This is a genomic window from Candidatus Acidulodesulfobacterium ferriphilum (assembly GCA_004195035.1).
Taxonomy (GTDB): Bacteria; SZUA-79; SZUA-79; order Acidulodesulfobacterales; family Acidulodesulfobacteraceae; genus Acidulodesulfobacterium; species Acidulodesulfobacterium ferriphilum.
Window position 1 is genome coordinate 663450 of the sequence record SGBD01000001.1, and the last position, 21249, is coordinate 684698.

Below are 21249 nucleotides of genomic sequence, written 5' to 3' on the forward strand. Positions count from 1 at the left end.
AATCGTGAACTACCTAAACATCCACGACGCAGCTTGCAATCCATATTCCGTTTTCATTTATTACGGATAATTTCGTTAAAGTCGCCCCTTTTACCTCAGTTCCCCTTTCCAGACCGCTATACCATGATTCCCCGAAAGCTTCGCACATCCAGACATCTTTATCCCTTTCGACATGAAAACGGCTAAACACCATATTCGACAGATGAGATTCGTTCAGTAAATTATTAAGCCACGATATAAAAGCAAATTCGATGTCCGGCTCGGTAAAATTAAATTTTATCCGTTTAACCGGATTTACCTTCGAAATATCCGTGATTATCGCAAACATCGCAACCGCCGCGGCTTCGAACGATTTTTCAAGGGTTTCCCCCTTTCCTATAATGCCAATATCCGCTCCATGTTCGAAATAAGAATAATTTTGAATTTCATCCATTATGTATTATTTATAAAATTTGCCGACTTCTTACTGCTAAAATTCTAAAATTATTATATATTATAATATATTTTTATAAAAAAAATAAAAAAACCATATCTTTAAATTATCGGGTAAAATCTAAAATCATGGTCCGTAAAACCTTAAAAGAAAAATTTACCGATGAAGCCTATAATTATTTGATAAATTATGAAATTATATTCAATGATATTGAACTAAGGCGGCTAATTGAAAAATTTTACATATTTTATGAGGAACTTTTGGAATGGAATAAAAAAATAAATCTTACGACGATAACGGATGCGGACGAATTTATCAAAAGACATATTATAGACAGCGCCTTCCTATTAAAAATTTTACGAACGGGGGCGCGGGAAACGAACGGGGGGCAGGACGGAATCAAATCTATTATGGATATCGGCTCAGGCGCGGGATTGCCAGGAATTATTCTAAGTATATTAAGGCCTGAGTTAAATGTTATTTCGGTGGAATCTATATTTAAAAAGTGCAATTTTCAAAAGGCGGCGGCAAGAAAACTAAATCTTTTAAATTTTCGGTGTTTAAATGCAAACATATTCGCATATAAAGATTTTAGCAACATCTTTGCTATAACCACGCGAGCGGCTTTTAACGCGGACGAACTTATTAACTTAATAGAAAAATTGAACTTAAAAAATGGCGTCGATTTATATTTATTCTTATCGAAAACGGATGAGGTAAAAAAAATCGAAAACTTTAAATATAAATCCAAACGGGTTCGCTTGGATAGAATCTTATTTTATAAAACGGACTACGATGCGGGTAAAAATAGCGATTTTAAGCTTATCGCAAACTTTATCGCAATGCCGCAACCCGCATCCGTGCCAATTCAGGAATAAGCCGCGGGATTAAGCTCCGCTTTCCGCCAAGGTTTTATATTAAGTTAAGCAGGTATTAGAAAGGGCAGCCGGGTTAAAATTTCACCGGCTTTTTTATCTTTATTGCTCTCAACGCAAAATACTTTCCATTGCACCGATCCGCTTACGCTGTATTCAACCTGCAAACCTTCAGGTTTTCCGTGATAATAATTAAATTCGAGAAACGTCCTCTGGTTAACCCAATTTATAAACTGCTTTCCATGCAATTTACCCTCGCAATAATTTCGCTCATAATGTTTTTTGCCATTTCTATAAAATCCTTCTGTTTTTCCATGTAATTTCCCATTTATATTATAACGGGATATAGATTTTATTCTTGTTTTTTCCTTATCATAATAAGTAACGACTTTTTTTAATTTTTCAATATAATTATTATCTTCCATAATTTTAATATCTTTTTTAAATTTAGCGCAGTAATTTATTTTGCATATAATCATGTTCATATATTATAATATAAACTATTTGAAAAGGTAAATTATAATTCCGCGATTTAAGTACTTGACATGTTCGCCGTTTGTTCGCTATAATGCAATAAAAAATAAAAAATTACCCAAACCTGCAATGCTTAGCAAACAACAAAAGAATGTTTTGGACTTTATAGAAAAATATTTTCACGATAAAGGCTATTCCCCTTCCTATAAAGAGATAGGCGCCGCCCTCGGATTATCTTCTAAATCTACGATATTTAAACATATAAAATCGCTTAAAGAAAGAGGGGTCATAGATACCGTTCCGGGTAAAAAGAGGTCTGTTTATCCGGTTATACCGGTTATACCTGCTTTTAACAAAAATCAAATTCCGGCGGCGCCGGTTTCTTTGGTGAAAGATGCAAAGAGTTTTAACGCCGCGGATATAAAAAATGCCGGTCATAATATCGATTTGGACTCAATAAGCAATACGGCATCCATCCATTTATACGGATATATAGCCGCGGGTTATCCCATCGAAGCCGTACAAATCGACGAGTTTATCGAGGTACCGAATAGTTTGGCGGGCGGCGAATCTAAAAACATATTCGCGCTTAAGGTTAGAGGCGAGTCTATGATAGAAGATATGATTATGGACGGGGATATAATAATATTGAAAAAATGCAGCGAGGTTCCTAACGGCAAAATAATTGCGGCAATGATAGACGGTTACGAGGCTACTTTAAAAAGATATTACAGGCTCAAGGACGGCAGGGTTAAGCTCACGCCCTCCAATCCCAATTATAAGCCGATTATACTCGATTACGACAAAGTCAAGATAATAGGCAAACTTGTAGGATTGTTACGAAAATATTAAATTATAACAGTCAAAAATTATAAATTGTGCAAAACTAATGTATAAATGTATAATGCGGTCATAAAGTCTATAAGTTATTATAAAATATAGCGGAAATATTTAGGCCAGAACATTACAAATCCAAAATAATAGGGGGAAAATAGTTAGGTGATAAAAGATTTTAAAAATAATCGAATTTAAGACGATATTAAAATAAGTAAATATAATAAAAGACAAAAAAAATATGAATAATATAAATGTAATAAACGAAAAATATAATGTTAATATTGCTCGCTCTGCTGCGCGTAAAACCGTTCAAAATAAGGATAAAAAAGAAATAAAAATAAAAGACGCCTTTTTATATCTTGCCGACTGTATGAATGTATTTTGCAAGATAGCCGATAATAGCATAGATTTTATCGCTACGGATCCTCCTTATTTTTTAGACGGTATGGGCGATGAATGGTCGGATGTTGAATTAAGGAAAAGAGAATCAAAAGCCGGCGTTGTTCGCGGTCTCCCAAGAGGAATGAAATTCGATCCTTCACAAGGGAAACGACTCGAAATTTTTTTTTATAATGTTTCAAAAGAGGCAATTAGAGTATTAAAGCCGGGCGGCTTCATGGCTTCCTTCTCGTCAGGCCGGCTTTTTCATCGCATCGCCTCGGCATCGGAAAATGCAGGTTTTGAAATACGCGATATGTTAATATGGGAACATAACGGCGGGCAGGGAAAGGCATTTACCCAAGATCATTTCGTTAGAAAAATGAAAATTTCCAATGATGAAAAAGAAAATATTATTAAGAAATTACAAAATAGAAAAACGCCTCAATTAAGACCAAAATTTGAGAGTATCCTCTTAGCACAAAAACCAAAAGAAGGAACATTTGTCGAAAATTGGTTGAAATGGGGTACAGGTCTTATTCGCACGGACTTTGAAACTCAACAAACGACCATCCTTAACTACAGAAAACCAAATATGAGAAAAGAAATTGGACATATGACGATAAAACCTGTAGAGATAATGGAAAGATTAATTGAAATATTTAGCGTTCAAGGACAAGTAGTCCTTGATCCGTTTATGGGAAGCGGAACGACAGGCGTTGCGGCATTAAGAAAAATGAGAAAATTTATAGGTTTTGAAATTGAAAAAGAATATTTTAAAATTGCAAAGAAACGGCTTGAACGGTTTAACGCGCAGCGAAGCGAGCAATTGTTATGAAAAAATTGGATAAACATGGCGAATATACATCTATGCCGCTTAGCGAAATAGAGAAATGGTATAAACAACTTAACAAAGAATATAGTTTAAACCTTTCTAAATACGGGGTTAAATTACCTAAAAGAAACAGTATAAAAGCTCTATGGCTTATTTTCTTACGAAAAAATAAAGGTACACTAGTTCATAAAGACACTATTTCTTCTTTCGTTGCAAGTATAAAGCCTAACGCAGGCAAAGATCAACAGGTTAGACATTTAGCAAGCGATGGATGGTATATTCTTAACAAAGGAGATAAAATTCCTGACAAAAAAAGCACGGTGCCAAGCGGCTATCATGTTCTTATTACTACCGAAAGTCCAAAGCCTACATTTCTTTTTAACTCATTAAAACGAGCCGGAAGGATCGCCGCAAAAAATTTTAATGAGTTAAAAGCCGTATACGGATTTCGTTGTGCCTCATGCGGATCTAAAGAAGGGGAACCGCATTTTCTTGAGCCTGATAAAAAAACGCAATTGCAGCAAGGACATATGAATCCAAGTAAACCAATTACGCTTGATAACCTAATCCCTCAATGCCAAATTTGCAATCAAGCATACCAAGATGATTTTGTTTTTGACATAAAAGGAAGAGTTGTTGCCGTTGCTTCCGTAAAACCTGTTTTAAAAGCCGAAAAAGAAATACAAGATGAAATATTCAAAGAATTACAAGAATTACAAGAAAGAAATGTTCCTTGAATGAAGCAACCCTATGATATTTTTAAAATTGTAAAATTAAAAAAATAAAATATAGCCGCAAGTTTATGTTACTGCTGCGGTAAAGATGTGTCAGGTAAGTTTAATAATTTAACTTTTAATTATGGAGGCGTTCAACCAAAAATCTATAAAAATTTACAGATTTTTAGATTTGGAGCGACGGTCGTTAATTATGATAATAGTTACTGGCGGGGCAGGTTTTATAGGGTCTAATATTGTAGAAGCTCTTAACAAAAAGGGTGAAACAAATATTTTAGTTGTCGATAATCTTACCGACGGCCGAAAAATGCGCAATCTTGCAGACCTCGATATTTTGGACTACATGGACAAGGATGATTTTTTGACGAACATCAAATCAGGATATGACTTTGGAACCGTTAAGGCTATTTTTCATGAAGGCGCATGCTCTTCCACAACCGAATGGGACGGAAAGTTTATAATGAGAAACAACTTTGAATACTCAAAAGAGTTATTAAAATGGTGTCAGGGAACGGGGACGCAATATATATATGCATCATCCGCTTCCGTTTACGGCGGCGGCCAAAATGGATTTAAGGAGGATAGGCTTTGTGAACACCCTATTAATATGTATGCCTACTCTAAGTTTCAATTTGACCAATATGTGAGAAGTATTATAAAAAAGACAAAATATCAGATAGCAGGCTTCAGATATTTTAATGTCTATGGGCCGAGGGAAACTCATAAAGGAACTATGTCGAGCGTTGCGTTTCACTTTAATAACCAGATACTTGCAAATAGCAAGGCGAAACTCTTCGAGGGGACCGGCGGTTATGGAAACGGCGAGCAAAGGCGTGATTTTATTTATGTCGAAGACTGCGCAGATGTTAATTTATGGTTTTTAGACCATCCGGGTAAATCAGGAATATTTAATCTCGGAACGGGAAAAGCAAGGTCATTTAACGATGTCGCAAACGCCGTAATAAAATGGCATGGCTCAGGAAAGATTGAATATATACCCTTCCCCGACCACCTTAAAGGCGCATATCAGAGCTTTACCGAAGCGGATATTGCCGCTTTACGCGGCATAGGATACGGAAAACCTTTTCTATCAATCGAGGAAGGGGTTAAGAAATATTTGGACTGGCTGAATAACGGCGATAAAAGCCGTTTATCACACTGAAAAACAATATTAAAATCTATTATGTTTCACATGAAACATAATAGATTTTTGTTAATAGGGGGGATTGATTATGATAGCAAGTATGTTTGGATTTGGAATGCTCTTTATGTTTCTATTCTGGATTGCTTCGATAGTGTTATGGATTAGCGCGCTTATCGATATTCTTAAAAGCGATTTCAGGGGCGGATCCGATAAGATTGTATGGCTTTTAGTCGTGGTTTTTTTACCGCTTTTAGGGGCAATACTGTATTTCACGATCGGAAAAAACCAAAAGGTTAATAAGCCGGCAGGGGACAGTAATCAAAATAATCCTCGATAGTCGGCGGCAAAAAGCTATTTTTTTATCATACCCTTTAAAACATCTAAATCGATTTTATGTTCCCTGTCGCTTCCGGGTGTTTCGATGATTAACGGTATGTCTTCGAGTCTTTTATCGTTTACGATAAATCCGAATGCATCCTGACCGATACATCCCTTCCCTATCGAAGCATGCCTATCTACTTTGGAACCGAGAGGCTTTAGGGAATCGTTAAGATGCACGACCTTTAACTTATTAAAGCCGATAATATCTTCAAAATCTTTCATAAATTTATTATATTCGGACAAAGTTCTTATATCACAGCCTGCCGCAAAGATGTGGCATGTATCGATGCAAACACCTAATCTTTCGCTATTTCCAGCCAGTCCAATAATCCCCGCGATATGTTCCAGCCTGTATCCTATCTGGTTACCCTGCCCTGCCGTAGTTTCAAGAACTAAAATAACATCTTTAAATTCCGCCGTTTGCTTTATAATTCCGCTCAAATTTAATGCAATTTGTTTTATTGTTTCCTCTTCGGATAAATATTTATTTGAACCGGGATGAAATACCAAATATTTTATGCCAAGCAGACTGCATCTTTTAATTTCATTTATAATACCGAAGGTAGATTTTTCTTTTATTGTTTCATCCGTGCTTCCGAGATTAACTAAATATGAAAGGTGGGCCGCAACTGTTAAACTTTCGCCAACTGCGCATTTTTTAAAAGAAGAGATTTCGTTAGAATCAAGCTCCTTCGCCGACCATTGCAACTGGTTTTTTGTAAATATCTGAACGGCATTGGACCCCGTAATTTTTGCATGCGCACAGACATTTTTTAGTCCCCCTGCAATAGAAACATGTGCACCTAATAATATTTTCATGGTATAATTAATTATAATTTAATTTTTTGCCGCGTTGCAATATTTATCAAAATATTTTATTATCTCCTGATTTTTTATATAATATTTTAAAAGCTGAGGTGCTTATGAAAGGAAACGAAGAAATTCTTAAAAGGCTTAATCTAAGATTAGCCGAGGAATTAACCGCTATCAATCAATACATGGTTCACTCCGAAATGTGCGATAACTGGGGTTATGGCGAGCTTCATAAAGAAATCGAAAAGCGGGCGATAGACGAAATGAAACATGCCGAAAAATTAATCGGCAGGATATTATTTCTTGAAGGCATACCTACAGTTTCAAATTACAACAAAATGTATATAGGTTCAACGGTCGAATTAATGCATAAAAACGACAGAAATGCCGAAGAGAATGCCATTAAAGCATACAACGAAGATATAAAGTTTGCCGCCGAGATTAAAGACAACGGAACAAAGGATTTAATCCAATCCATACTTGACGAGGAAGAGGCGCATATCGACAAACTTGAAGAATATCTGGATCAAATTGGGCAAATGGGACTTCAAATTTATCTTTCTACATATAGAAAGTAAAAATAGGGAGAATTGATAAGAAAAATACAACCTTTGCAGCCTTTGACGGAATAAGCCGGTAAGATTATGGATACAATAGAAAAATTAAGAATCCTTTCGAAAGATTCCCGCTACGATATGGCATGCGCCTGCGGTTCGAACAATGATGACCGCAGAAAAAGGGGGCTGGACGGAAAATGGCTCTATCCCGTTACCCTTCCAAACGGCGGATATTCCATACTCTTAAAAACGCTCCTTTCTAATTCCTGCTCGAATGACTGCAAATACTGCCCTATCCGTTCCGATGCCGATGTACTTAGATGCACCCTTAAACCCGAGGAAGCCGCAAACCTGTTTATGGATTATGTTAAAAATAAAAAGGTTTTCGGTCTTTTTTTAAGTTCGGGAATAATCAATAATCCGGATTATACAATGGACAGAATTAATGCCGTTTCCCGTTTGCTCAGGTATAAACACCGTTATAAAGGGTACATACATTTGAAAATCATTCCCGGTGCATCGGATGCGGCTATCGAGGATTCTATCGCCCTTGCAAGCGCCGTATCGTTGAATATCGAAACGCCGGGCAAAGAAAGATTCGATTTGCTTTCGAGCAAAAAGAATTATATAAACGATATAATCCGTCCGATAAAACTTATCAGCAGATTAACATCTAAAGGCAGCCGGTTTTCAAGGGTAAAATCCACGACGCAGTTTATCGTGGGTGCTTCAAATGAAACGGATTCCGAAATCATAAAATATGTGTTCGGCCTATATAAAAAACTTAATTTCCAGAGAGTTTATTTTTCCGCATACCAGAAAGGCCTCGGTCATCATACCATACCCGGAGAACAAAAACAGGACTCCTCCCCCGAACAAACCTTTATGCGCGAACACCGTCTTTATCAGGTCGATTATCTTATAAGAAAATACGGATTCTCCGGCAGCGACATTATCCTTGATAAATCCGGCAATTTAGAACTGGATAAAGACCCTAAAGAGATGTGGGCTGACCGTCATCCTGAGTTTTACCCCGTAAGGATTAATAAGGCGGATAAAGGATCGCTGCTCAGGGTTCCGGGGCTTGGACCATCCACGGCGGACATGATACTTAAAACGCGGCTTCACGAAAAGATAACGCGGCTTGAGGACCTGGGCATAAAAGGCAAGAGGCTCGAGAATGTAAAAAAGTATGCGATTATAGAATAAAAAATAAAATAAACGGCGGGTGTCATTCCTGCGTAAGTAGATATAAACGCATGCCGTTTATACAGAATTTATAATATGTTGAAACAACTTTAATAGTTTCTAACGGTGATTTAAGGAAGTATATATTCCGTTTTTAACTGGACGGCGTTTCCGGAAATTACTGAACGCCAATTCCTGAAACTAATTTTACCGCAGGTTAATCTTTATTTATAGCAAACCCACCTCTGACCATTCGCTGTTAAAATTCCCTTGACATAAATTTTATAAATTGTATAATTATACATACTAACCGTTTAGTATATAATTTAGGCATGTAAGTTTGAACTGCTTATAAATGAACTGTTATTGTTATTAAATATTAACTAATCTTTAAACAGGAGACAATCAATTATGGAACTGTTTGAAGCCCTGCTTACGCGTACGTCTAAAAGAGATTTTGAAGATAAGCCCGTGCCGAAAGAAACAATCGATAAAATTTTATCCGCCTCTTTAAGGGCGCCTTCATGGGCAAATTCACAGCCGTGGGAAATAGCCGTTTCAACGGGTAAAACAAGCGAATTTATTAAGAAAAGCGTTTATAAACTCGCATCGGAGGATGACCCCGGAAATCCCGATTTTCCGTTTCCGCTGTCCCCTGCATTGTGGCTGGACAAACAAAACGCCAATATGTTTGAAACCGGAAAATTAATATATGAATCTATGGGTATTTTACGGGACGATGCCGCAAAGAGAAAAGATTTTGCTTTATATAATCAAGATTTTTTTGGTTCTCAAACGGCAATATATATTTATATGGATGAAAAATTGGGAATCTGGTCTGCCCTCGACTCGGGGATGCTCATTCAAAATATTCTCTTAGGCACGCATGCCGCGGGTCTCGGCGCCTGCCCGCAGGCTTATATAGTTAGATATCCCGATGTATTAAGGGAAGCATTTAAACTGCCGGGAAGCAAAAAATTCCTTCTGGGCATCTCTATCGGTTTTTATAAAAAAGACAGCGCCGCCAATAACATAAAAACATCCAGAGTTGAATTGAAAGATGCGGTTAAATATTACGATTGATGAATTTTTCTTAAAATTAAAATATTTTTTAATAATGAATAATGGGGGTGTATTATGGATAATAACCGTAAAATCGATATTACGGGCATGTGTTGCTCCGTTCCGATAATAAAGATATCCAGAGAGCTTAAGGATATGCAAAGCGGGGATATTTTGTTAGCCCTTTCGGATAAAGTTTCTATGGAAAACGATATTCCAGCTTTTTGCAGGCAGTCCGGAAATGAGCTTCTCGGCTTGGAAACCTCCGAGCAAGACCAAAAATTGCCTGAAGGCACGATTGCATTTTACATTAAAAAGGGATAACTTATTAGAGGAATGAAAAAAAATGAGGTTAAAAGAAAAGAGATAATAGACGCATCCTTTGAGCTTATGCTTACGAAAGGTTACGAAGGCACGTCCATTCAGGATATTACCGATAAGATAAACGCCACTAAGGGCTTAATCTATCACTATTTCGATTCTAAAAAAGATGTTGCCGCCGCAGTCATAGAAGAAGCGATAAAACCCGCCTATAACGAATTCTGGGGACATACTTGGAACGAGCTGTACGGCGGCGGTGAAAATCCTTTAGAAAACATCATTGCCGTCATTGATAAACTTTATGAAAAAAAAGCAGGGGAATTTTCAAAGACCGGCTGCCCCCTCGGAAACCTGATACTCGAATTATCTGCGAAAGATATATATCTTTCACGTCTGACCAATGAAATTCTTATTGTATGGCATACCCATATAGAGAAGGCATTGCTTAAGGCAAAGGAAAAAGGGATTATCGGCAAAGACGCCGATATAATTAATATCGGTAATTTTATAATAGCAGGAGTCGAAGGCTGCGTTATGCTTTCCAAATCTAAACAAAACAAAGAAGTGTTAAAGGGGTGCTTCGATACCTTAAAAAACTATATAAGGTCGTTGCAATTATAATAAAAATAACAAAAATAATAAATCAGTCAGCGAACATTATACGGGGATAGTTATGGATAAGGAAGATATCCAGTATCTAATAAAACTTTATCTTTATCCGAACTGTTTCAAAAAATAAGTCGGATTGCGGATATTAAAAATTTGTAAAAATTTAAAAGGGGGAAAATTATGAAAAATATTGACGGAATACCGGTATATGAGACCCTGCGGGAAATAGTAGATCCGTCCCGCAGCTGCCTTGTCATCTGGGATGTGCAGAATGCGACCGCCGAACGCGTATTCAATAAAGATGAATTTATAAAAAATCTTAAAAACTTCACTGGCAGATTAAGGGGCAAAATGCCTTTTATCTACAGTAAAATTGCCACAGACCTTCCCAAAGGCTTTGCATCTTCTTGGTCTTATTACTGGAGGATGAAAATGTTTAACGTAAGCAATCCCGACGATATGTTCAAGACTGCGTTTTCTTCCGGAGCAATGGAAATATGCAGGGATGTAAAACCGTTCGAAGGCGATATAGTAATAGATAAATATACCGCAAGCCTATTTGTCGGGACGTATTTCGAGCATTTATTGAGGAATAGGGGGATAACAACGGTAATATTTACGGGGATAGCGACTGAAATCGGCATAGAATCTTCCGCAAGAGATGCGTCGAACAAGGGTTTTTATCCCGTCATTGTTTCCGATTGCGTTTCGTCAATGGGCAAAGAAAACCATGAGAGGTCACTTAAGAATATGGAAAGCATGTTTTTTATCTGTGAAAATTCGCATGATATTGTGGAAGCCGCCCTTAATTAAGGTGCGGAACAATATTAACTTTTAAATTTATGGGGGTTTTATGCAATATGCAAGGCTTGGCAAAACGGGACTTAAGGTTTCAAGGCTCTGCCTTGGAGCTATGACATTCGGGTTCAAATTTAGAAACATCGGCGCGGTCGGACAGGATGACGCAAATATTATGGTTAAAAAGGCCTATGAATCCGGTATAAATTTTTTTGACACGGCGGATATGTATTCATTCGGGCAATCGGAAGAAATCCTTGGAAACGCATTAAAAGAGCTTAACGCGCCGAGAGAAAAATTCGTCATCGCCACAAAGGTTCGTTCGCCTTTAAGCGAAGAAGCTATGAAAGGAACAGGTGATATAAACAATGCCGGACTTTCAAGAAAACACATAATGGAAGCCTGCAATAACAGCTTAAAAAGATTAAAGACGGACTATATCGACCTTTATCAGGTGCACGGCTGGGACTCGTCCTGCGAAATGGAAGAAACGCTGGAGGTGCTAAACGACTTGGTAAGGCAGGGAAAAGTATTGTATCCGGGCGTTTCAAACTGGAGCGCAAGGCACATAATGAAAGCCCTATATTTAGCCAAAGCCAAAAATTTCAGCCGTTTTGTTTCTCTTCAGGCATATTATTCTTTGGCGGGAAGAGACTTGGAACACGAACTTCTTCCTTTGTGCAACGAGGAAGGACTCGGCGTTCTTCCGTGGTCTCCGTTATCGGGAGGCTTTTTGACCGGCAAATATACCCGCCAAAACCCGAAACCGGCCGGAGCGAGGAGAAGCGAGTTTAGTTTTCCGCCCATAGACGAGAGGAGTTATGACGCAATAGATGTATTGTCCGAAATAGCTAAACATAAAAGTATCTCGATTCCTCAGGCGTCGCTTGCATGGCTTTTGGCTCAAAAAGGCGTTACATCGGTTATTATAGGCGCAAACAAAATGTCCCAGCTTGAGGATAACCTTAAATCCACGGAGATAAGCCTGACGGATGAGGAAATTAAAAAACTTTCAGATGCAACGAAGCCCAAAAAATTATATCCGCAATGGATGATTGAATGGCAGAATGAAAGAAGATCGCTGAATCCCGATGAATTAAATATGAGTTAAATAAAAATATTTAAATTTTTAATCGATATTAATGGAAACGCATAATTTTTCGATAAAAACCGGCAAAAGAACCGAACTAATCGATATTACAGGAGCAATCGAAGGTTTTGTTTTAAAATCTTCAAATGCCGCAGGATTATGCCTGATTTATTCTCCCCACACGACTACGGGCATTATTATTAATGAGGCATACGACCCCGATGTTGCTTTCGATATAAATTATTTTTTAGATAATTTAGTGCCGAAAAATCTTCCTTACCGCCATAGCGAAGGAAATTCGGATGCCCATATAAAATCGTCGATAATAGGAAATTCAAGGATTATACCCTATTCTGACAATAAACTGAATCTCGGAAGATGGGAAGGGATTTTTTTCTGCGAATTTGACGGGCCAAGACAAAGAAATATAAATTTAACTTTCGTTTAGAAAATTTGCATTAAAAAAACATCGCCGCTTAATTAAATGGATAAAATAATAAAATAAAATAATAAAACGGGGGTGCGGATAATGATTAACACTCTGTATTCCATTGCAATATCAACCGTTTATGTTATCCACCTGCTATACGCGCTTGTAATCGTCATCGGCTTTATATTAATAATAATCGGCTTTTTTGCGGGTTGGCGCTGGATTAGAAATTTTACCTTCAGGTTAATTCATCTCTCGATGATAGGAATTGTTGCGGTAGAAGCCATGTTTAATGTCGAATGCCCTCTAACATGGCTTGAATATAAGCTGATGTCCTTAGACCACATAAAGCATGGCTCCATGCCGTTTATCGCGGGCATGGCGGACAAGGTTTTATATTACAATTTTCCAATCTGGTTATTTAATGCAATATATATAATATTTGGGCTGATCGTTGTTATTGCATGGTTTATAATGCCGCCTGTTCTTTCGAGAAATAATTAGAATTTCTACCTACAATTTTAGGTTTTAGGAATATGATTTATGAAATTTTCAAAACTTTGGCACCGAAAATCTTTTTATTTTTTATCTCGTTTAAAGCAATATTTGCTTCCTCTAAGTTAAAAATCCGAATTTCCGGTTTAATATCATGATTAGACGCAATCTTTAAAACCTCTTTGATGTCGTCAAAAGTTACATTTGCAACCGATTTTATCTCCTTTTCCATCCATAAATCTCTTGAATAATCTATATTTATAAGATAATCTTTATCGAAATCTTCCTTTCTTATGTTATTTATAACGAGCCGCCCGTTCGGCTTTAAATTTTTTAAAATCTCCACAACGGGCTTCCATACCGGCGTGGTATCGATAATCGCGTTTAGCTTTTCGGGCGGCGTTTCCTGAATATCGCCACTCCAGTACGCGCCAAGCTCCGCGGCGAGTTTTCTTTCGCTTCCCGATCTTGCAAAAACGAACAGCTTTAAATCGGGATAAATTGCTTTTGCTATCTTCAAAACCAAATGATTCGAAGCCCCGAATCCGAGAAAACCTAAATTCGTTTTATCTTTAATATTTGTTAATTTTAAAGCCCTGTATCCGACTGCGCCTGCGCATAACAAAGGCGAAGCCTCTTCATCGGTGAAATTTTCAGGAATCAAAGCTGCATAATCCTCACTTATTTTCGTGTATTCGGCATAACCGCCGTTCACATCTTTTCCGGTAGCGGCAAAATCGGGACACAAGTTTTCAAAACCGCTCTTGCAGTATTCGCACCTTCCGCAGGCGGAATTAATCCAGCCGATTCCTACCCTGTCGTTTTTCTTCAGCTTTTTTACCTCGCTTCCTATTTCAATTACCCTTCCGACAATTTGATGACCGGGAATAACAGGCAACTTAATCGGTTTAATCCTGCCTTCGATTTCATCTAATTCGGTATGGCATACGGCGCAGGCATTTACCTTAACTAACACCTCGTTTTTGTTAATTTCCGGCGTTTTGGCGTTTGTATAATCTAAAGGATTTTGATTTATTTTAAAATCGGATATTTTAGTTAATACCATAGATTTCATAGCATAAAGACCTCCTTATTGCGGGTTGTTCGTTTGCTTGTTTTAGGTGTCGTACACTTTTTCATTTTTTTTAGCTTCCCTTTAACAACATTCCTTGGACAACGAGCTGTCGCAGTCGCACGAAGGCGCGCCGCCGCTTATCATCCCGTTTATTATGCCCGATGCGCATCCTACTCCGGAATTTACGGAAATTGCCCCATATTTGCAGTTAAGGGCGCAGGCGCCGCATTCCATACATAAGTCCTTATCGGCAACGCCGACTTTTTTATTTTTTAGTCGAAATACTCCATGGGGACATACGTCGATGCATACAAAACAGTTAGTGCATTTTTCGGCAAAAAATTTAAGGCTCGATACATTCTTAAGATATTTCATATAACCGCCAATTTATGAAGTTTATAAATTATCAACAAAACAATAGATATAACAGTAGATATTAAATAAACCGGCAGGGCTGTTTTCAATTCCTTTTTTACTCCGGACATATTTGTAAATGTCGTAGAACCCGTAAATTGCAATGCTAAATACGAGCTTGCCATAGGAAAGAAAAGAATTGCCGAGATAAAAATTAGAATATTTTTTAGCTCTGGTGAATTAAACAGGAAAATTACAGGGGCGGTTAATAACATTCCGGTTATCCAGCCTTTTAAGGCAAATGAACGAAAAGGTATAAAAGGAAGGGCGGCGGGAGTTATAAACGAACCTGCTATAATACTAACAAGTCCAAGCAACAGAAAAGGCTCTCCGTAAACCCATGCGCTTTTAAATAAAATGCCCGTCGGCTGAATACCGAAAAATAAAAGTATAATAGCTGCAAAAATAATAAATTTATTCATTGCCGGAATAATTTCTCTCGGCGTAAGAATAAGCCTGTCTAAAATAGAAAATTTAATTTTTCTCATTTCCGGAGTTTTTCTTCTGCCGGAATTTAAATAAGCTTTAATGTCTTCTGCATACACGGGACCGAAATAAACTTTAAACCCCGTCCGTTTAAAAACGGAATCGGCATTAACGCCGACCGCTCCAAGCTGGGGAAGTATTATCCGCCTGTGATTTAAAAAATTTCCGAGTTTAACCCCGCCTATCCGCTTTACAAGCTCTTCGGTGCCGAATGTCCCTTTTCCTGCGGCGCACCAGACATTTATTCCTTTTGTATCTAATACTAATATCCACGCACTCAAGCCGCTTAATGCTTTTCTAAGAATATCGAAGCTTAATTTATAATTTGCGCTTGCAAATACCTCGGAATTCGCATCCGGTTCGCCGACAGCATACAGCCCCGGTTTAATCCTATATTTCATCCTGAACGAATTACTTATCCTGCATTTTATGGAGCCTGAATAATCCGGGCGCGACCACTCCGAAGAAACCCTGTTAACCTTTTCAAACTGGTCCGGCTTTTTACAAAACTCTAAAATATTTATGTTTTCATTAATCATTATTTACAAATTTTTCATTTTAAATTTTATATTTTATGTTTCACGTGAAACATAAAATATTTTAAATAATAGTTTTTAGAAAATCTTTTACTCTAATTTCAATTTCATCCCTGATTTTTCTAAAAAAATCAAGTTTTTCTTCTTCGCTTCCCTCGACATTCGCAGGATCCAATAAATCCCAGTGAAGATTTTTAGTTTTTGCCCCTACATACGGACAGTTATCTTTAGCATCTCCGCACAAAGTAATTATATAATCGGCATTTGTTAAATCTATATCGTCCAAAGATTTTGATTTATATTCGGTTAAGTCGATGCCTTTTTCAGCCATAACCTTTACAGTTAATGGATTTACCGGCTTGGGGGATACCCCTGCGCTCAAAATTATCAAATTTTTATCTTTGTAAATCTTTTCCTTTAAATCTCTGGTAAATCCTTCTGCCATTTGACTTCTTGCAGAGTTTCCCGCGCATAAAAATATGATTTTCATTGCCCCCCCATTTAAAATTTCACCAGCATTCCCAAATAAAGACCCAAAAGCGTAACAAATAATACGGGGATTGTTAAAATTATTCCTATTTTAAAGTAATAACCCCAGCTTATTTTAATTCCTTTTCTTTCCAATACATTAAGCCATAATAAAGTCGCCAGCGAACCGATCGGCGTAATTTTAGGTCCCAAATCGCATCCTATAACATTAGCATATACGGCAGGTTTCAGCATTATGCTTTTAAGATTTGCCGAATGAATCGCAAGGGAATTTATCATTACCGTCGGCATATTATTCATAATCGAAGACACAAAAGCAGCCAAATACCCTGTATAAATCGTTAAAACAAAACCGCCGAAACGGGAAAAATAAGAAATAGACCTGCCGAGCAGCTCGGTTAAGCCTACATTCTTTAAACCAAAAACAACAAGATACATTCCGATTGAAAATATCACTATGCTCCACGGGGCGTTTTTAAACACACTTTTTAAATTAACGGCCGGGCTCTTAAAACCCATAAAAGAAAATATAATTGCAAACATTATTGCAAAAAGCGAAACGGGAAGGTTAAGAAACTCGCTTGCAAAATAACCGCCTAAAAGCAAAACCAGAATTAAAAAAGAATATTTAAAAAGTTTTTCGTCTTTTATGGCATCTTTAGGTATTTTTAATGAACCGACATCATAACGGGCGGGAATATCTTTCCTGAAAAAAAGATAAAGCGCGCAAGCCGAAATTACAATAGAGAAGATATCGGGTGTAAACATATTTATAAAATATGTAAAAAAACCTATATTGAAATAATCCGTTGATACAATATTTACAAGGTTTGAAGTTTTTAACGGAAGCGATGCCGTATCGGCAATAAATCCTCCCGCTATAATAAACGGAAGCATATTTTTCCTGTTAAATTTAAGCGCCTTCATCTTTTCATATACTATAGGCGTGATAATAAGCGCGGCTCCGTCATTAGCAAATAAAGCGGCAACTAATGCTCCAAGAAGTATAACGTATATAAATAATTTTCTGCCGCTTCCCCCCGCAAATCTTGCAATATGCAGTGCCGCCCATTCAAAAAAACCGACTTCGTCAAGTATTAAAGATATAATTATCGTGGCCACGAAAGTAAATGTCGCATCCCATACAATATCAATAACTTTGAAAATATCGATATATTGTATTATGCCGAAAATAAAGGCTAAAACCGCGCCTATTACGGCGCTGTAACCTATTCCTATATTGTAGGGCTTTTTTATAACAAGAAAAAGCGTGAATAGAAAAATGGCTATGGCAAAAATAATTTTATATTCATGAGATAATAGTAAATCCATAGTATATATGCACCTTTATTGTAAAGATTAAAATAAATATTACGGAAATATATTTAGTTAAAATACGCTGGAATAAAGCGCGTCCAAAGTTTTTTGATTATTAATCCCGCCTGAATATTGCGGTATCGTAAAAAGAGGAATGCCAAATTTTTGCTTTATAGATTCAAGATAAGTCTCCTGCATTTTCTTCCTGCCGTTAAAAAAACTGTCGTTAAAATTACCGCCGAGAATATAATTTACAATCAGAAAGGAGGTATTAATCCCTGCCGCTTTTAAATCGTCGTATGCCCTTTTGGCTTCCTCAATCGGACTGTATTCGGGATAAAGGCAGAGCGAAAATATGGTTTTATTTGTATTTTTAAGTATTTTAACAAATTCTTCAAGCCTTGCATCTTTCTTGTCCATTTTTGCGTATTCCAAACTGATATATAAAAGCCTTAAGGCATGACCGGTGGGCGCGGCATCGAAAATTATAACATCGTAATCTTTATACCCAAAAAAGTAACTGCTGAATTTTTTAAAAACGGCAACCTCTTCGGTGCAGGGGGAGTTTAACTCCTCTTCCAAAACCTTAAGCGATTGTTCATTATTTGAATAAGATTTAAAATATTCGACGGTATTTTTCTTATATTCATCCAGAGCCGAATCGGGGGAAATTCCGGCAAAATAGAGATTATCGTCATCCTCCGACTTTACGGGAATCCCGCCGATAATTTCTAATCCGGTTATTTTTGCGATATGCCCTGAATAATCGGCGGAAACCACTAATGTTTTCATTCCTTTGTCCGCAAAATATTTCCCGAACAAAAGCGAAGACACGGTTTTACCTGTCCCCCCTTTACCCGTGAAAAACAGGTAAAACGGCGCCTTTTGAGGCGTTATATTTTGAACAAGTTCATTGTTTTTTTGTTTAATGTCGATTTCGTCCGTAAAAGCAATTTTATCTTCATCGGAATTTTCAATCAAATTTAAAAAAAAGACGGTCAGCGACCTTAATCCCTTTACCTCATTCTTTTTTAAATTTATTTTTAAGGTTTTAAAGCCCATTGAATCTATTTGTTTTAAAATTTTCCTCTGGTCTGCAATAATATCTTTAAATTCCGCCTTGCGATATAATTCATCCGGTAAAATAGCATTTACAATGATTTCAATATTTGTTATGCCGAACTTTTTTACTTCTTCGGTTGAATTTTTAATTTCGAGCAAATCGAGTTCTTTTGGATGCATTACAAATACGAAAGTTGTAAGTTCCGGGTCTTTTAATCCGTTCAGGGCAGTTTTATATTGATTATAATATCCGTCAATATTTACTACAGGACCCATACAGGTCTGTCCCGCGCCTTTTTTAACTTCATCGATATATGCCGTCCATTCCATAGGCAGTTCAAGGAGTCTTAAAGTGTGGGCGGAAGGAGCCGTGTCAAATATAATAATGTCGTAATCTTTCTTAAGAAAAAGCCCGGTAAAACTGTTAAAAAAAGCTATCTCGGAGGTGCATGGGGATTTAAATTCTTCTTCGATAGAATTTAGAACCTCTTCAGGCAAGAACTCTGCGCTGTCCCCTAGAACCTTTTGTTTATACTTTAAGACCTCCGCATCCGAATCCATTTCTACCGCGTAAAGATTTTCAAATCCTTCAATCTTTTTTTCGGTACTTCCTATTTTTTGTTCAAAAACATCGCTCAGGTTAGAAGCCGGGTCGGTCGAAACAATCAATGTTTTTTTCCCTTCAAGCGCGAACCTCACGGCAAATGCCGATGATATGGTCGTCTTGCCGACGCCTCCCTTGCCGTGAAAAAAATAATAATGCATGTTTTATTTCTCCGGTTTATCTTAAGATTAAGTTAAATTTACGAAGATAACGAAGAAATATAACTATAAACCTCTTTTTCTTCGGGGTATCTCCCGTATGTTATAACCTTTCCGTTTAAGATGCAAACCGGCAGGGCGGCTTTGCCTTCATTTTTAATTAAGAGCTGAACCGAAGGATTTTCAAGGAATTTCTTTGGTTCCTGCGATATTGTCTGTCTTTTGATTTCAATATATTCGCCGAAATCCGCTTTCAATTTGTCGATTAAATTCCTTGCTTTTATAAGTTTTTCATCTGGATTTGGACCGCAAACGCCGGTGGAACAACAAAGCGCCGGGTCAAAAATCTCAAAAACAATCTTATTCATATAGCCTCCTGCCTCCTTTTAAAAAATTTAATAAATCAGGTTTAAACAGCGCATATTTTGTCATCGCAATCATTGCTTTTAGCTTCTTTTAAATTTTTAATTCCAAATGAATTATCATAAAGGTTTTCGATTTCTTTAAATGCTTCCCCGTTAAGAGAATAATAAACCCACTTCCCTGCTTTCCTTCCGTTAATTAACCCCGCCTTTTTTAATGCAGATAAATGATGCGAAACTAATGTCTGTTCCATACCAAGTTCGTTATAAATAACGCATACGCATTTTTCTCCGTTTTTTAATTCGGAAACGATTTTGAATTTGCTTTCGTCGCCAAGCAGTTTGAAAAAATTTTTGAGTACCAACTCATCCTTTGTCATAAATTTACACTATATTAAAAATTAAAGAATAATGAAAAATCTAAATATATGAATTATAATTCATATATTTATGATATAACTTTTTATTTTATATTGTCAATAAATAATTTTATATTTTATATTTTATATTTTATGTTCAGCTTATTTTTAATTTACGCGTTAAAGAGGGTTTTTGATTTCATTTAATTTTTTTATAGTTTCCTTTAAAAAAGCGGGGAGATCGGACGGCTGCCTCGATGTTACAAGGTTGCCGTCAACCACGACATCTTTATCGATATATAAAGCGCCTGCTTCTTTAAGCTCGGGGGCAACAGTCTTGTAGGATGTCGCTTGTCTGCCTTTTAAAAGTCCTGCCGTAATTAAGGTCTGCGGTCCGTGGCATATTGCGGCAACAGGTTTTTCCTTTTCAAAAAAAGATTTGGCGATTCTAACGGCGTCTTTATCCTTTCTGACGGTTTCGGGAGCTTTCCCTCCGGGAAGTATAAGCATATCGTAATCGTCGGGGTTTATTTCGCCAAGAGCTTTGTTCGCCTCTACCTCGTATCCGTGCTTGCCTTTTATCCTGCCCTTTTTCACCCCCGCAATATCGATTTGGACGCCTTCCTCCTTTAAACGGTAATACGGAACCAAAAGTTCGGTATCTTCAAAATCGTCCGCGCTAATGATTAACGCTTTTAATAATTTTGCCACGGTTTCCCTCCTTCTTTTGCCAAAGTTCCTTTATCTTTAGTTTATCTCTTGATTTGCCGTTTTTATGTGCTATATTAAATTATATCAACAAAATAAGAAAAATATATACTTTAATCCTGCATTAGAAATTTATTTTCTGGATTCCTGCTTTCGCAGGAATGACTGTGCGGGATTGAGGTTTTAACCCAACAGTTGTCATTCCTGCGAAAGCAGGAATCCAGA

The 21249-nt window shown here is 37.1% G+C and carries 27 protein-coding genes; 15 read left to right on the forward strand and 12 right to left on the reverse strand.

All coding sequences use genetic code 11. The features are described from left to right. Positions 1 to 13 precede the first annotated feature (13 nt). Positions 14 to 433, reverse strand: a complete 420-nt coding sequence (locus EVJ47_03385) for an archease (protein RZD15328.1) — start codon at positions 431 to 433, stop codon at positions 14 to 16. A gap of 128 nt (positions 434 to 561) precedes the next feature. On the opposite strand from EVJ47_03385, the gene rsmG reads away from it, so the two are divergent. Beyond that, positions 562 to 1311, forward strand: a complete 750-nt coding sequence (rsmG, locus tag EVJ47_03390) for a 16S rRNA (guanine(527)-N(7))-methyltransferase RsmG (GenBank protein ID RZD15329.1) — start codon at positions 562 to 564, stop codon at positions 1309 to 1311. A gap of 44 nt (positions 1312 to 1355) precedes the next feature. Here the strand turns inward: rsmG and EVJ47_03395 are convergent, their stop codons facing one another. Then, complete coding sequence (locus tag EVJ47_03395; protein ID RZD15330.1) at positions 1356 to 1733, reverse strand: hypothetical protein; 378 nt, start codon at positions 1731 to 1733, stop codon at positions 1356 to 1358. A 178-nt stretch (positions 1734 to 1911) separates the two neighbouring features. Here EVJ47_03395 and lexA point away from each other — a divergent pair, with 178 nt between their 5' ends. From lexA to EVJ47_03420, 5 genes are all read left to right on the forward strand, one after another. Further along, entirely contained in the window at positions 1912 to 2634 is a 723-nt protein-coding gene (gene lexA / locus EVJ47_03400; GenBank protein RZD15331.1) for a transcriptional repressor LexA, read from the forward strand. Positions 2635 to 2857: 223 nt separating this feature from the next. Further along, complete coding sequence (locus EVJ47_03405) at positions 2858 to 3835, forward strand: site-specific DNA-methyltransferase (GenBank protein RZD15332.1); 978 nt, start codon at positions 2858 to 2860, stop codon at positions 3833 to 3835. Beyond that, positions 3832 to 4569 (forward strand): hypothetical protein, encoded by a 738-nt coding sequence (locus tag EVJ47_03410; GenBank protein RZD15333.1) that lies wholly within the window; start codon positions 3832 to 3834, stop codon positions 4567 to 4569. Before EVJ47_03405 ends, EVJ47_03410 begins: the two co-directional genes overlap by 4 nt. A gap of 190 nt (positions 4570 to 4759) precedes the next feature. Then, positions 4760 to 5728, forward strand: a complete 969-nt coding sequence (locus tag EVJ47_03415; GenBank protein ID RZD15334.1) for an ADP-glyceromanno-heptose 6-epimerase — start codon at positions 4760 to 4762, stop codon at positions 5726 to 5728. A 70-nt stretch (positions 5729 to 5798) separates the two neighbouring features. Then, complete coding sequence (locus EVJ47_03420; GenBank protein ID RZD15335.1) at positions 5799 to 6047, forward strand: hypothetical protein; 249 nt, start codon at positions 5799 to 5801, stop codon at positions 6045 to 6047. Positions 6048 to 6061: 14 nt separating this feature from the next. Here the strand turns inward: EVJ47_03420 and EVJ47_03425 are convergent, their stop codons facing one another. Then, entirely contained in the window at positions 6062 to 6910 is an 849-nt protein-coding gene (locus EVJ47_03425) for a deoxyribonuclease IV (protein RZD15336.1), read from the reverse strand. 104 nt (positions 6911 to 7014) lie between these two features. Here EVJ47_03425 and bfr point away from each other — a divergent pair, with 104 nt between their 5' ends. The 9 genes from bfr to EVJ47_03470 all read left to right on the forward strand — a co-directional run bounded on the left by bfr (position 7015) and on the right by EVJ47_03470 (position 13463). Next, positions 7015 to 7482: a bacterioferritin gene (gene bfr, locus EVJ47_03430; protein RZD15337.1), complete on the forward strand. Its 468-nt coding sequence runs from the start codon at positions 7015 to 7017 to the stop codon at positions 7480 to 7482. Positions 7483 to 7548: 66 nt separating this feature from the next. Next, positions 7549 to 8670: a radical SAM protein gene (locus EVJ47_03435; GenBank protein ID RZD15338.1), complete on the forward strand. Its 1122-nt coding sequence runs from the start codon at positions 7549 to 7551 to the stop codon at positions 8668 to 8670. Positions 8671 to 9060: 390 nt separating this feature from the next. Then, positions 9061 to 9732 (forward strand): hypothetical protein, encoded by a 672-nt coding sequence (locus tag EVJ47_03440; protein ID RZD15339.1) that lies wholly within the window; start codon positions 9061 to 9063, stop codon positions 9730 to 9732. A gap of 54 nt (positions 9733 to 9786) precedes the next feature. Beyond that, a complete protein-coding gene (locus EVJ47_03445) occupies positions 9787 to 10035 on the forward strand; it encodes a sulfurtransferase TusA family protein (protein ID RZD15340.1) in 249 nt (82 codons plus the stop codon). Between the two features lie 12 nt (positions 10036 to 10047). Continuing rightward, positions 10048 to 10653 carry a TetR/AcrR family transcriptional regulator gene (locus tag EVJ47_03450; protein ID RZD15341.1) on the forward strand — a complete coding sequence of 202 codons (606 nt, stop codon included), beginning with the start codon at positions 10048 to 10050 and terminating at the stop codon, positions 10651 to 10653. Positions 10654 to 10821: 168 nt separating this feature from the next. Continuing rightward, entirely contained in the window at positions 10822 to 11454 is a 633-nt protein-coding gene (locus tag EVJ47_03455) for a cysteine hydrolase (GenBank protein RZD15342.1), read from the forward strand. Positions 11455 to 11494: 40 nt separating this feature from the next. Further along, the gene (locus EVJ47_03460; protein ID RZD15343.1) at positions 11495 to 12550 is read left to right on the forward strand and encodes an aldo/keto reductase; all 1056 of its coding nucleotides are present in this window, start codon (positions 11495 to 11497) and stop codon (positions 12548 to 12550) included. A gap of 31 nt (positions 12551 to 12581) precedes the next feature. After that, positions 12582 to 12977 (forward strand): YjbQ family protein, encoded by a 396-nt coding sequence (locus EVJ47_03465; GenBank protein ID RZD15344.1) that lies wholly within the window; start codon positions 12582 to 12584, stop codon positions 12975 to 12977. A gap of 81 nt (positions 12978 to 13058) precedes the next feature. Then, positions 13059 to 13463: a DUF2784 family protein gene (locus tag EVJ47_03470; GenBank protein RZD15345.1), complete on the forward strand. Its 405-nt coding sequence runs from the start codon at positions 13059 to 13061 to the stop codon at positions 13461 to 13463. 37 nt (positions 13464 to 13500) lie between these two features. Here the strand turns inward: EVJ47_03470 and EVJ47_03475 are convergent, their stop codons facing one another. The 9 genes from EVJ47_03475 to EVJ47_03515 form a co-directional block, all read right to left on the reverse strand. Next, a complete protein-coding gene (locus EVJ47_03475) occupies positions 13501 to 14529 on the reverse strand; it encodes an alcohol dehydrogenase (GenBank protein ID RZD15346.1) in 1029 nt (342 codons plus the stop codon). Between the two features lie 81 nt (positions 14530 to 14610). Then, positions 14611 to 14904, reverse strand: coding sequence for a ferredoxin family protein (locus EVJ47_03480; GenBank protein ID RZD15347.1), 294 nt, complete (start codon positions 14902 to 14904; stop codon positions 14611 to 14613). Continuing rightward, positions 14901 to 15968: an acetyl-CoA synthase subunit gamma gene (locus EVJ47_03485; GenBank protein RZD15348.1), complete on the reverse strand. Its 1068-nt coding sequence runs from the start codon at positions 15966 to 15968 to the stop codon at positions 14901 to 14903. The genes EVJ47_03480 and EVJ47_03485 overlap by 4 nt, the downstream gene beginning before the upstream one ends. Positions 15969 to 16029: 61 nt before the next feature. Continuing rightward, positions 16030 to 16455, reverse strand: coding sequence for an arsenate reductase ArsC (locus EVJ47_03490; GenBank protein RZD15349.1), 426 nt, complete (start codon positions 16453 to 16455; stop codon positions 16030 to 16032). Between the two features lie 11 nt (positions 16456 to 16466). Beyond that, positions 16467 to 17756, reverse strand: coding sequence for an arsenic transporter (locus EVJ47_03495; protein ID RZD15553.1), 1290 nt, complete (start codon positions 17754 to 17756; stop codon positions 16467 to 16469). Between the two features lie 87 nt (positions 17757 to 17843). Beyond that, complete coding sequence (locus EVJ47_03500; GenBank protein ID RZD15350.1) at positions 17844 to 19598, reverse strand: hypothetical protein; 1755 nt, start codon at positions 19596 to 19598, stop codon at positions 17844 to 17846. A gap of 38 nt (positions 19599 to 19636) precedes the next feature. Further along, a complete protein-coding gene (gene arsD / locus EVJ47_03505) occupies positions 19637 to 19963 on the reverse strand; it encodes an arsenite efflux transporter metallochaperone ArsD (protein RZD15351.1) in 327 nt (108 codons plus the stop codon). Positions 19964 to 20004: 41 nt separating this feature from the next. Then, positions 20005 to 20337 carry a transcriptional regulator gene (locus EVJ47_03510; GenBank protein RZD15352.1) on the reverse strand — a complete coding sequence of 111 codons (333 nt, stop codon included), beginning with the start codon at positions 20335 to 20337 and terminating at the stop codon, positions 20005 to 20007. A gap of 159 nt (positions 20338 to 20496) precedes the next feature. Beyond that, positions 20497 to 21027: a type 1 glutamine amidotransferase gene (locus tag EVJ47_03515; GenBank protein RZD15353.1), complete on the reverse strand. Its 531-nt coding sequence runs from the start codon at positions 21025 to 21027 to the stop codon at positions 20497 to 20499. Positions 21028 to 21249 lie beyond the last annotated feature (222 nt).

Excerpts from the sequence above, each read along its gene's own strand:
- EVJ47_03385 (RZD15328.1), bottom strand. The coding sequence starts at position 433 with ATGGATGAAATTCAAAATTATTCTTATTTCGAACATGGAGCGGATATT.
- rsmG (RZD15329.1), top strand. The coding sequence starts at position 562 with ATGGTCCGTAAAACCTTAAAAGAAAAATTTACCGATGAAGCCTATAAT.
- EVJ47_03395 (RZD15330.1), bottom strand. The coding sequence starts at position 1,733 with ATGGAAGATAATAATTATATTGAAAAATTAAAAAAAGTCGTTACTTAT.
- lexA (RZD15331.1), top strand. The coding sequence starts at position 1,912 with ATGCTTAGCAAACAACAAAAGAATGTTTTGGACTTTATAGAAAAATAT.
- EVJ47_03405 (RZD15332.1), top strand. The coding sequence starts at position 2,858 with ATGAATAATATAAATGTAATAAACGAAAAATATAATGTTAATATTGCT.
- EVJ47_03410 (RZD15333.1), top strand. The coding sequence starts at position 3,832 with ATGAAAAAATTGGATAAACATGGCGAATATACATCTATGCCGCTTAGC.
- EVJ47_03415 (RZD15334.1), top strand. The coding sequence starts at position 4,760 with ATGATAATAGTTACTGGCGGGGCAGGTTTTATAGGGTCTAATATTGTA.
- EVJ47_03420 (RZD15335.1), top strand. The coding sequence starts at position 5,799 with ATGATAGCAAGTATGTTTGGATTTGGAATGCTCTTTATGTTTCTATTC.
- EVJ47_03425 (RZD15336.1), bottom strand. The coding sequence starts at position 6,910 with ATGAAAATATTATTAGGTGCACATGTTTCTATTGCAGGGGGACTAAAA.
- bfr (RZD15337.1), top strand. The coding sequence starts at position 7,015 with ATGAAAGGAAACGAAGAAATTCTTAAAAGGCTTAATCTAAGATTAGCC.
- EVJ47_03435 (RZD15338.1), top strand. The coding sequence starts at position 7,549 with ATGGATACAATAGAAAAATTAAGAATCCTTTCGAAAGATTCCCGCTAC.
- EVJ47_03440 (RZD15339.1), top strand. The coding sequence starts at position 9,061 with ATGGAACTGTTTGAAGCCCTGCTTACGCGTACGTCTAAAAGAGATTTT.
- EVJ47_03445 (RZD15340.1), top strand. The coding sequence starts at position 9,787 with ATGGATAATAACCGTAAAATCGATATTACGGGCATGTGTTGCTCCGTT.
- EVJ47_03450 (RZD15341.1), top strand. The coding sequence starts at position 10,048 with ATGAAAAAAAATGAGGTTAAAAGAAAAGAGATAATAGACGCATCCTTT.
- EVJ47_03455 (RZD15342.1), top strand. The coding sequence starts at position 10,822 with ATGAAAAATATTGACGGAATACCGGTATATGAGACCCTGCGGGAAATA.
- EVJ47_03460 (RZD15343.1), top strand. The coding sequence starts at position 11,495 with ATGCAATATGCAAGGCTTGGCAAAACGGGACTTAAGGTTTCAAGGCTC.
- EVJ47_03465 (RZD15344.1), top strand. The coding sequence starts at position 12,582 with ATGGAAACGCATAATTTTTCGATAAAAACCGGCAAAAGAACCGAACTA.
- EVJ47_03470 (RZD15345.1), top strand. The coding sequence starts at position 13,059 with ATGATTAACACTCTGTATTCCATTGCAATATCAACCGTTTATGTTATC.
- EVJ47_03475 (RZD15346.1), bottom strand. The coding sequence starts at position 14,529 with ATGAAATCTATGGTATTAACTAAAATATCCGATTTTAAAATAAATCAA.
- EVJ47_03480 (RZD15347.1), bottom strand. The coding sequence starts at position 14,904 with ATGAAATATCTTAAGAATGTATCGAGCCTTAAATTTTTTGCCGAAAAA.
- EVJ47_03485 (RZD15348.1), bottom strand. The coding sequence starts at position 15,968 with ATGATTAATGAAAACATAAATATTTTAGAGTTTTGTAAAAAGCCGGAC.
- EVJ47_03490 (RZD15349.1), bottom strand. The coding sequence starts at position 16,455 with ATGAAAATCATATTTTTATGCGCGGGAAACTCTGCAAGAAGTCAAATG.
- EVJ47_03500 (RZD15350.1), bottom strand. The coding sequence starts at position 19,598 with ATGCATTATTATTTTTTTCACGGCAAGGGAGGCGTCGGCAAGACGACC.
- arsD (RZD15351.1), bottom strand. The coding sequence starts at position 19,963 with ATGAATAAGATTGTTTTTGAGATTTTTGACCCGGCGCTTTGTTGTTCC.
- EVJ47_03510 (RZD15352.1), bottom strand. The coding sequence starts at position 20,337 with ATGACAAAGGATGAGTTGGTACTCAAAAATTTTTTCAAACTGCTTGGC.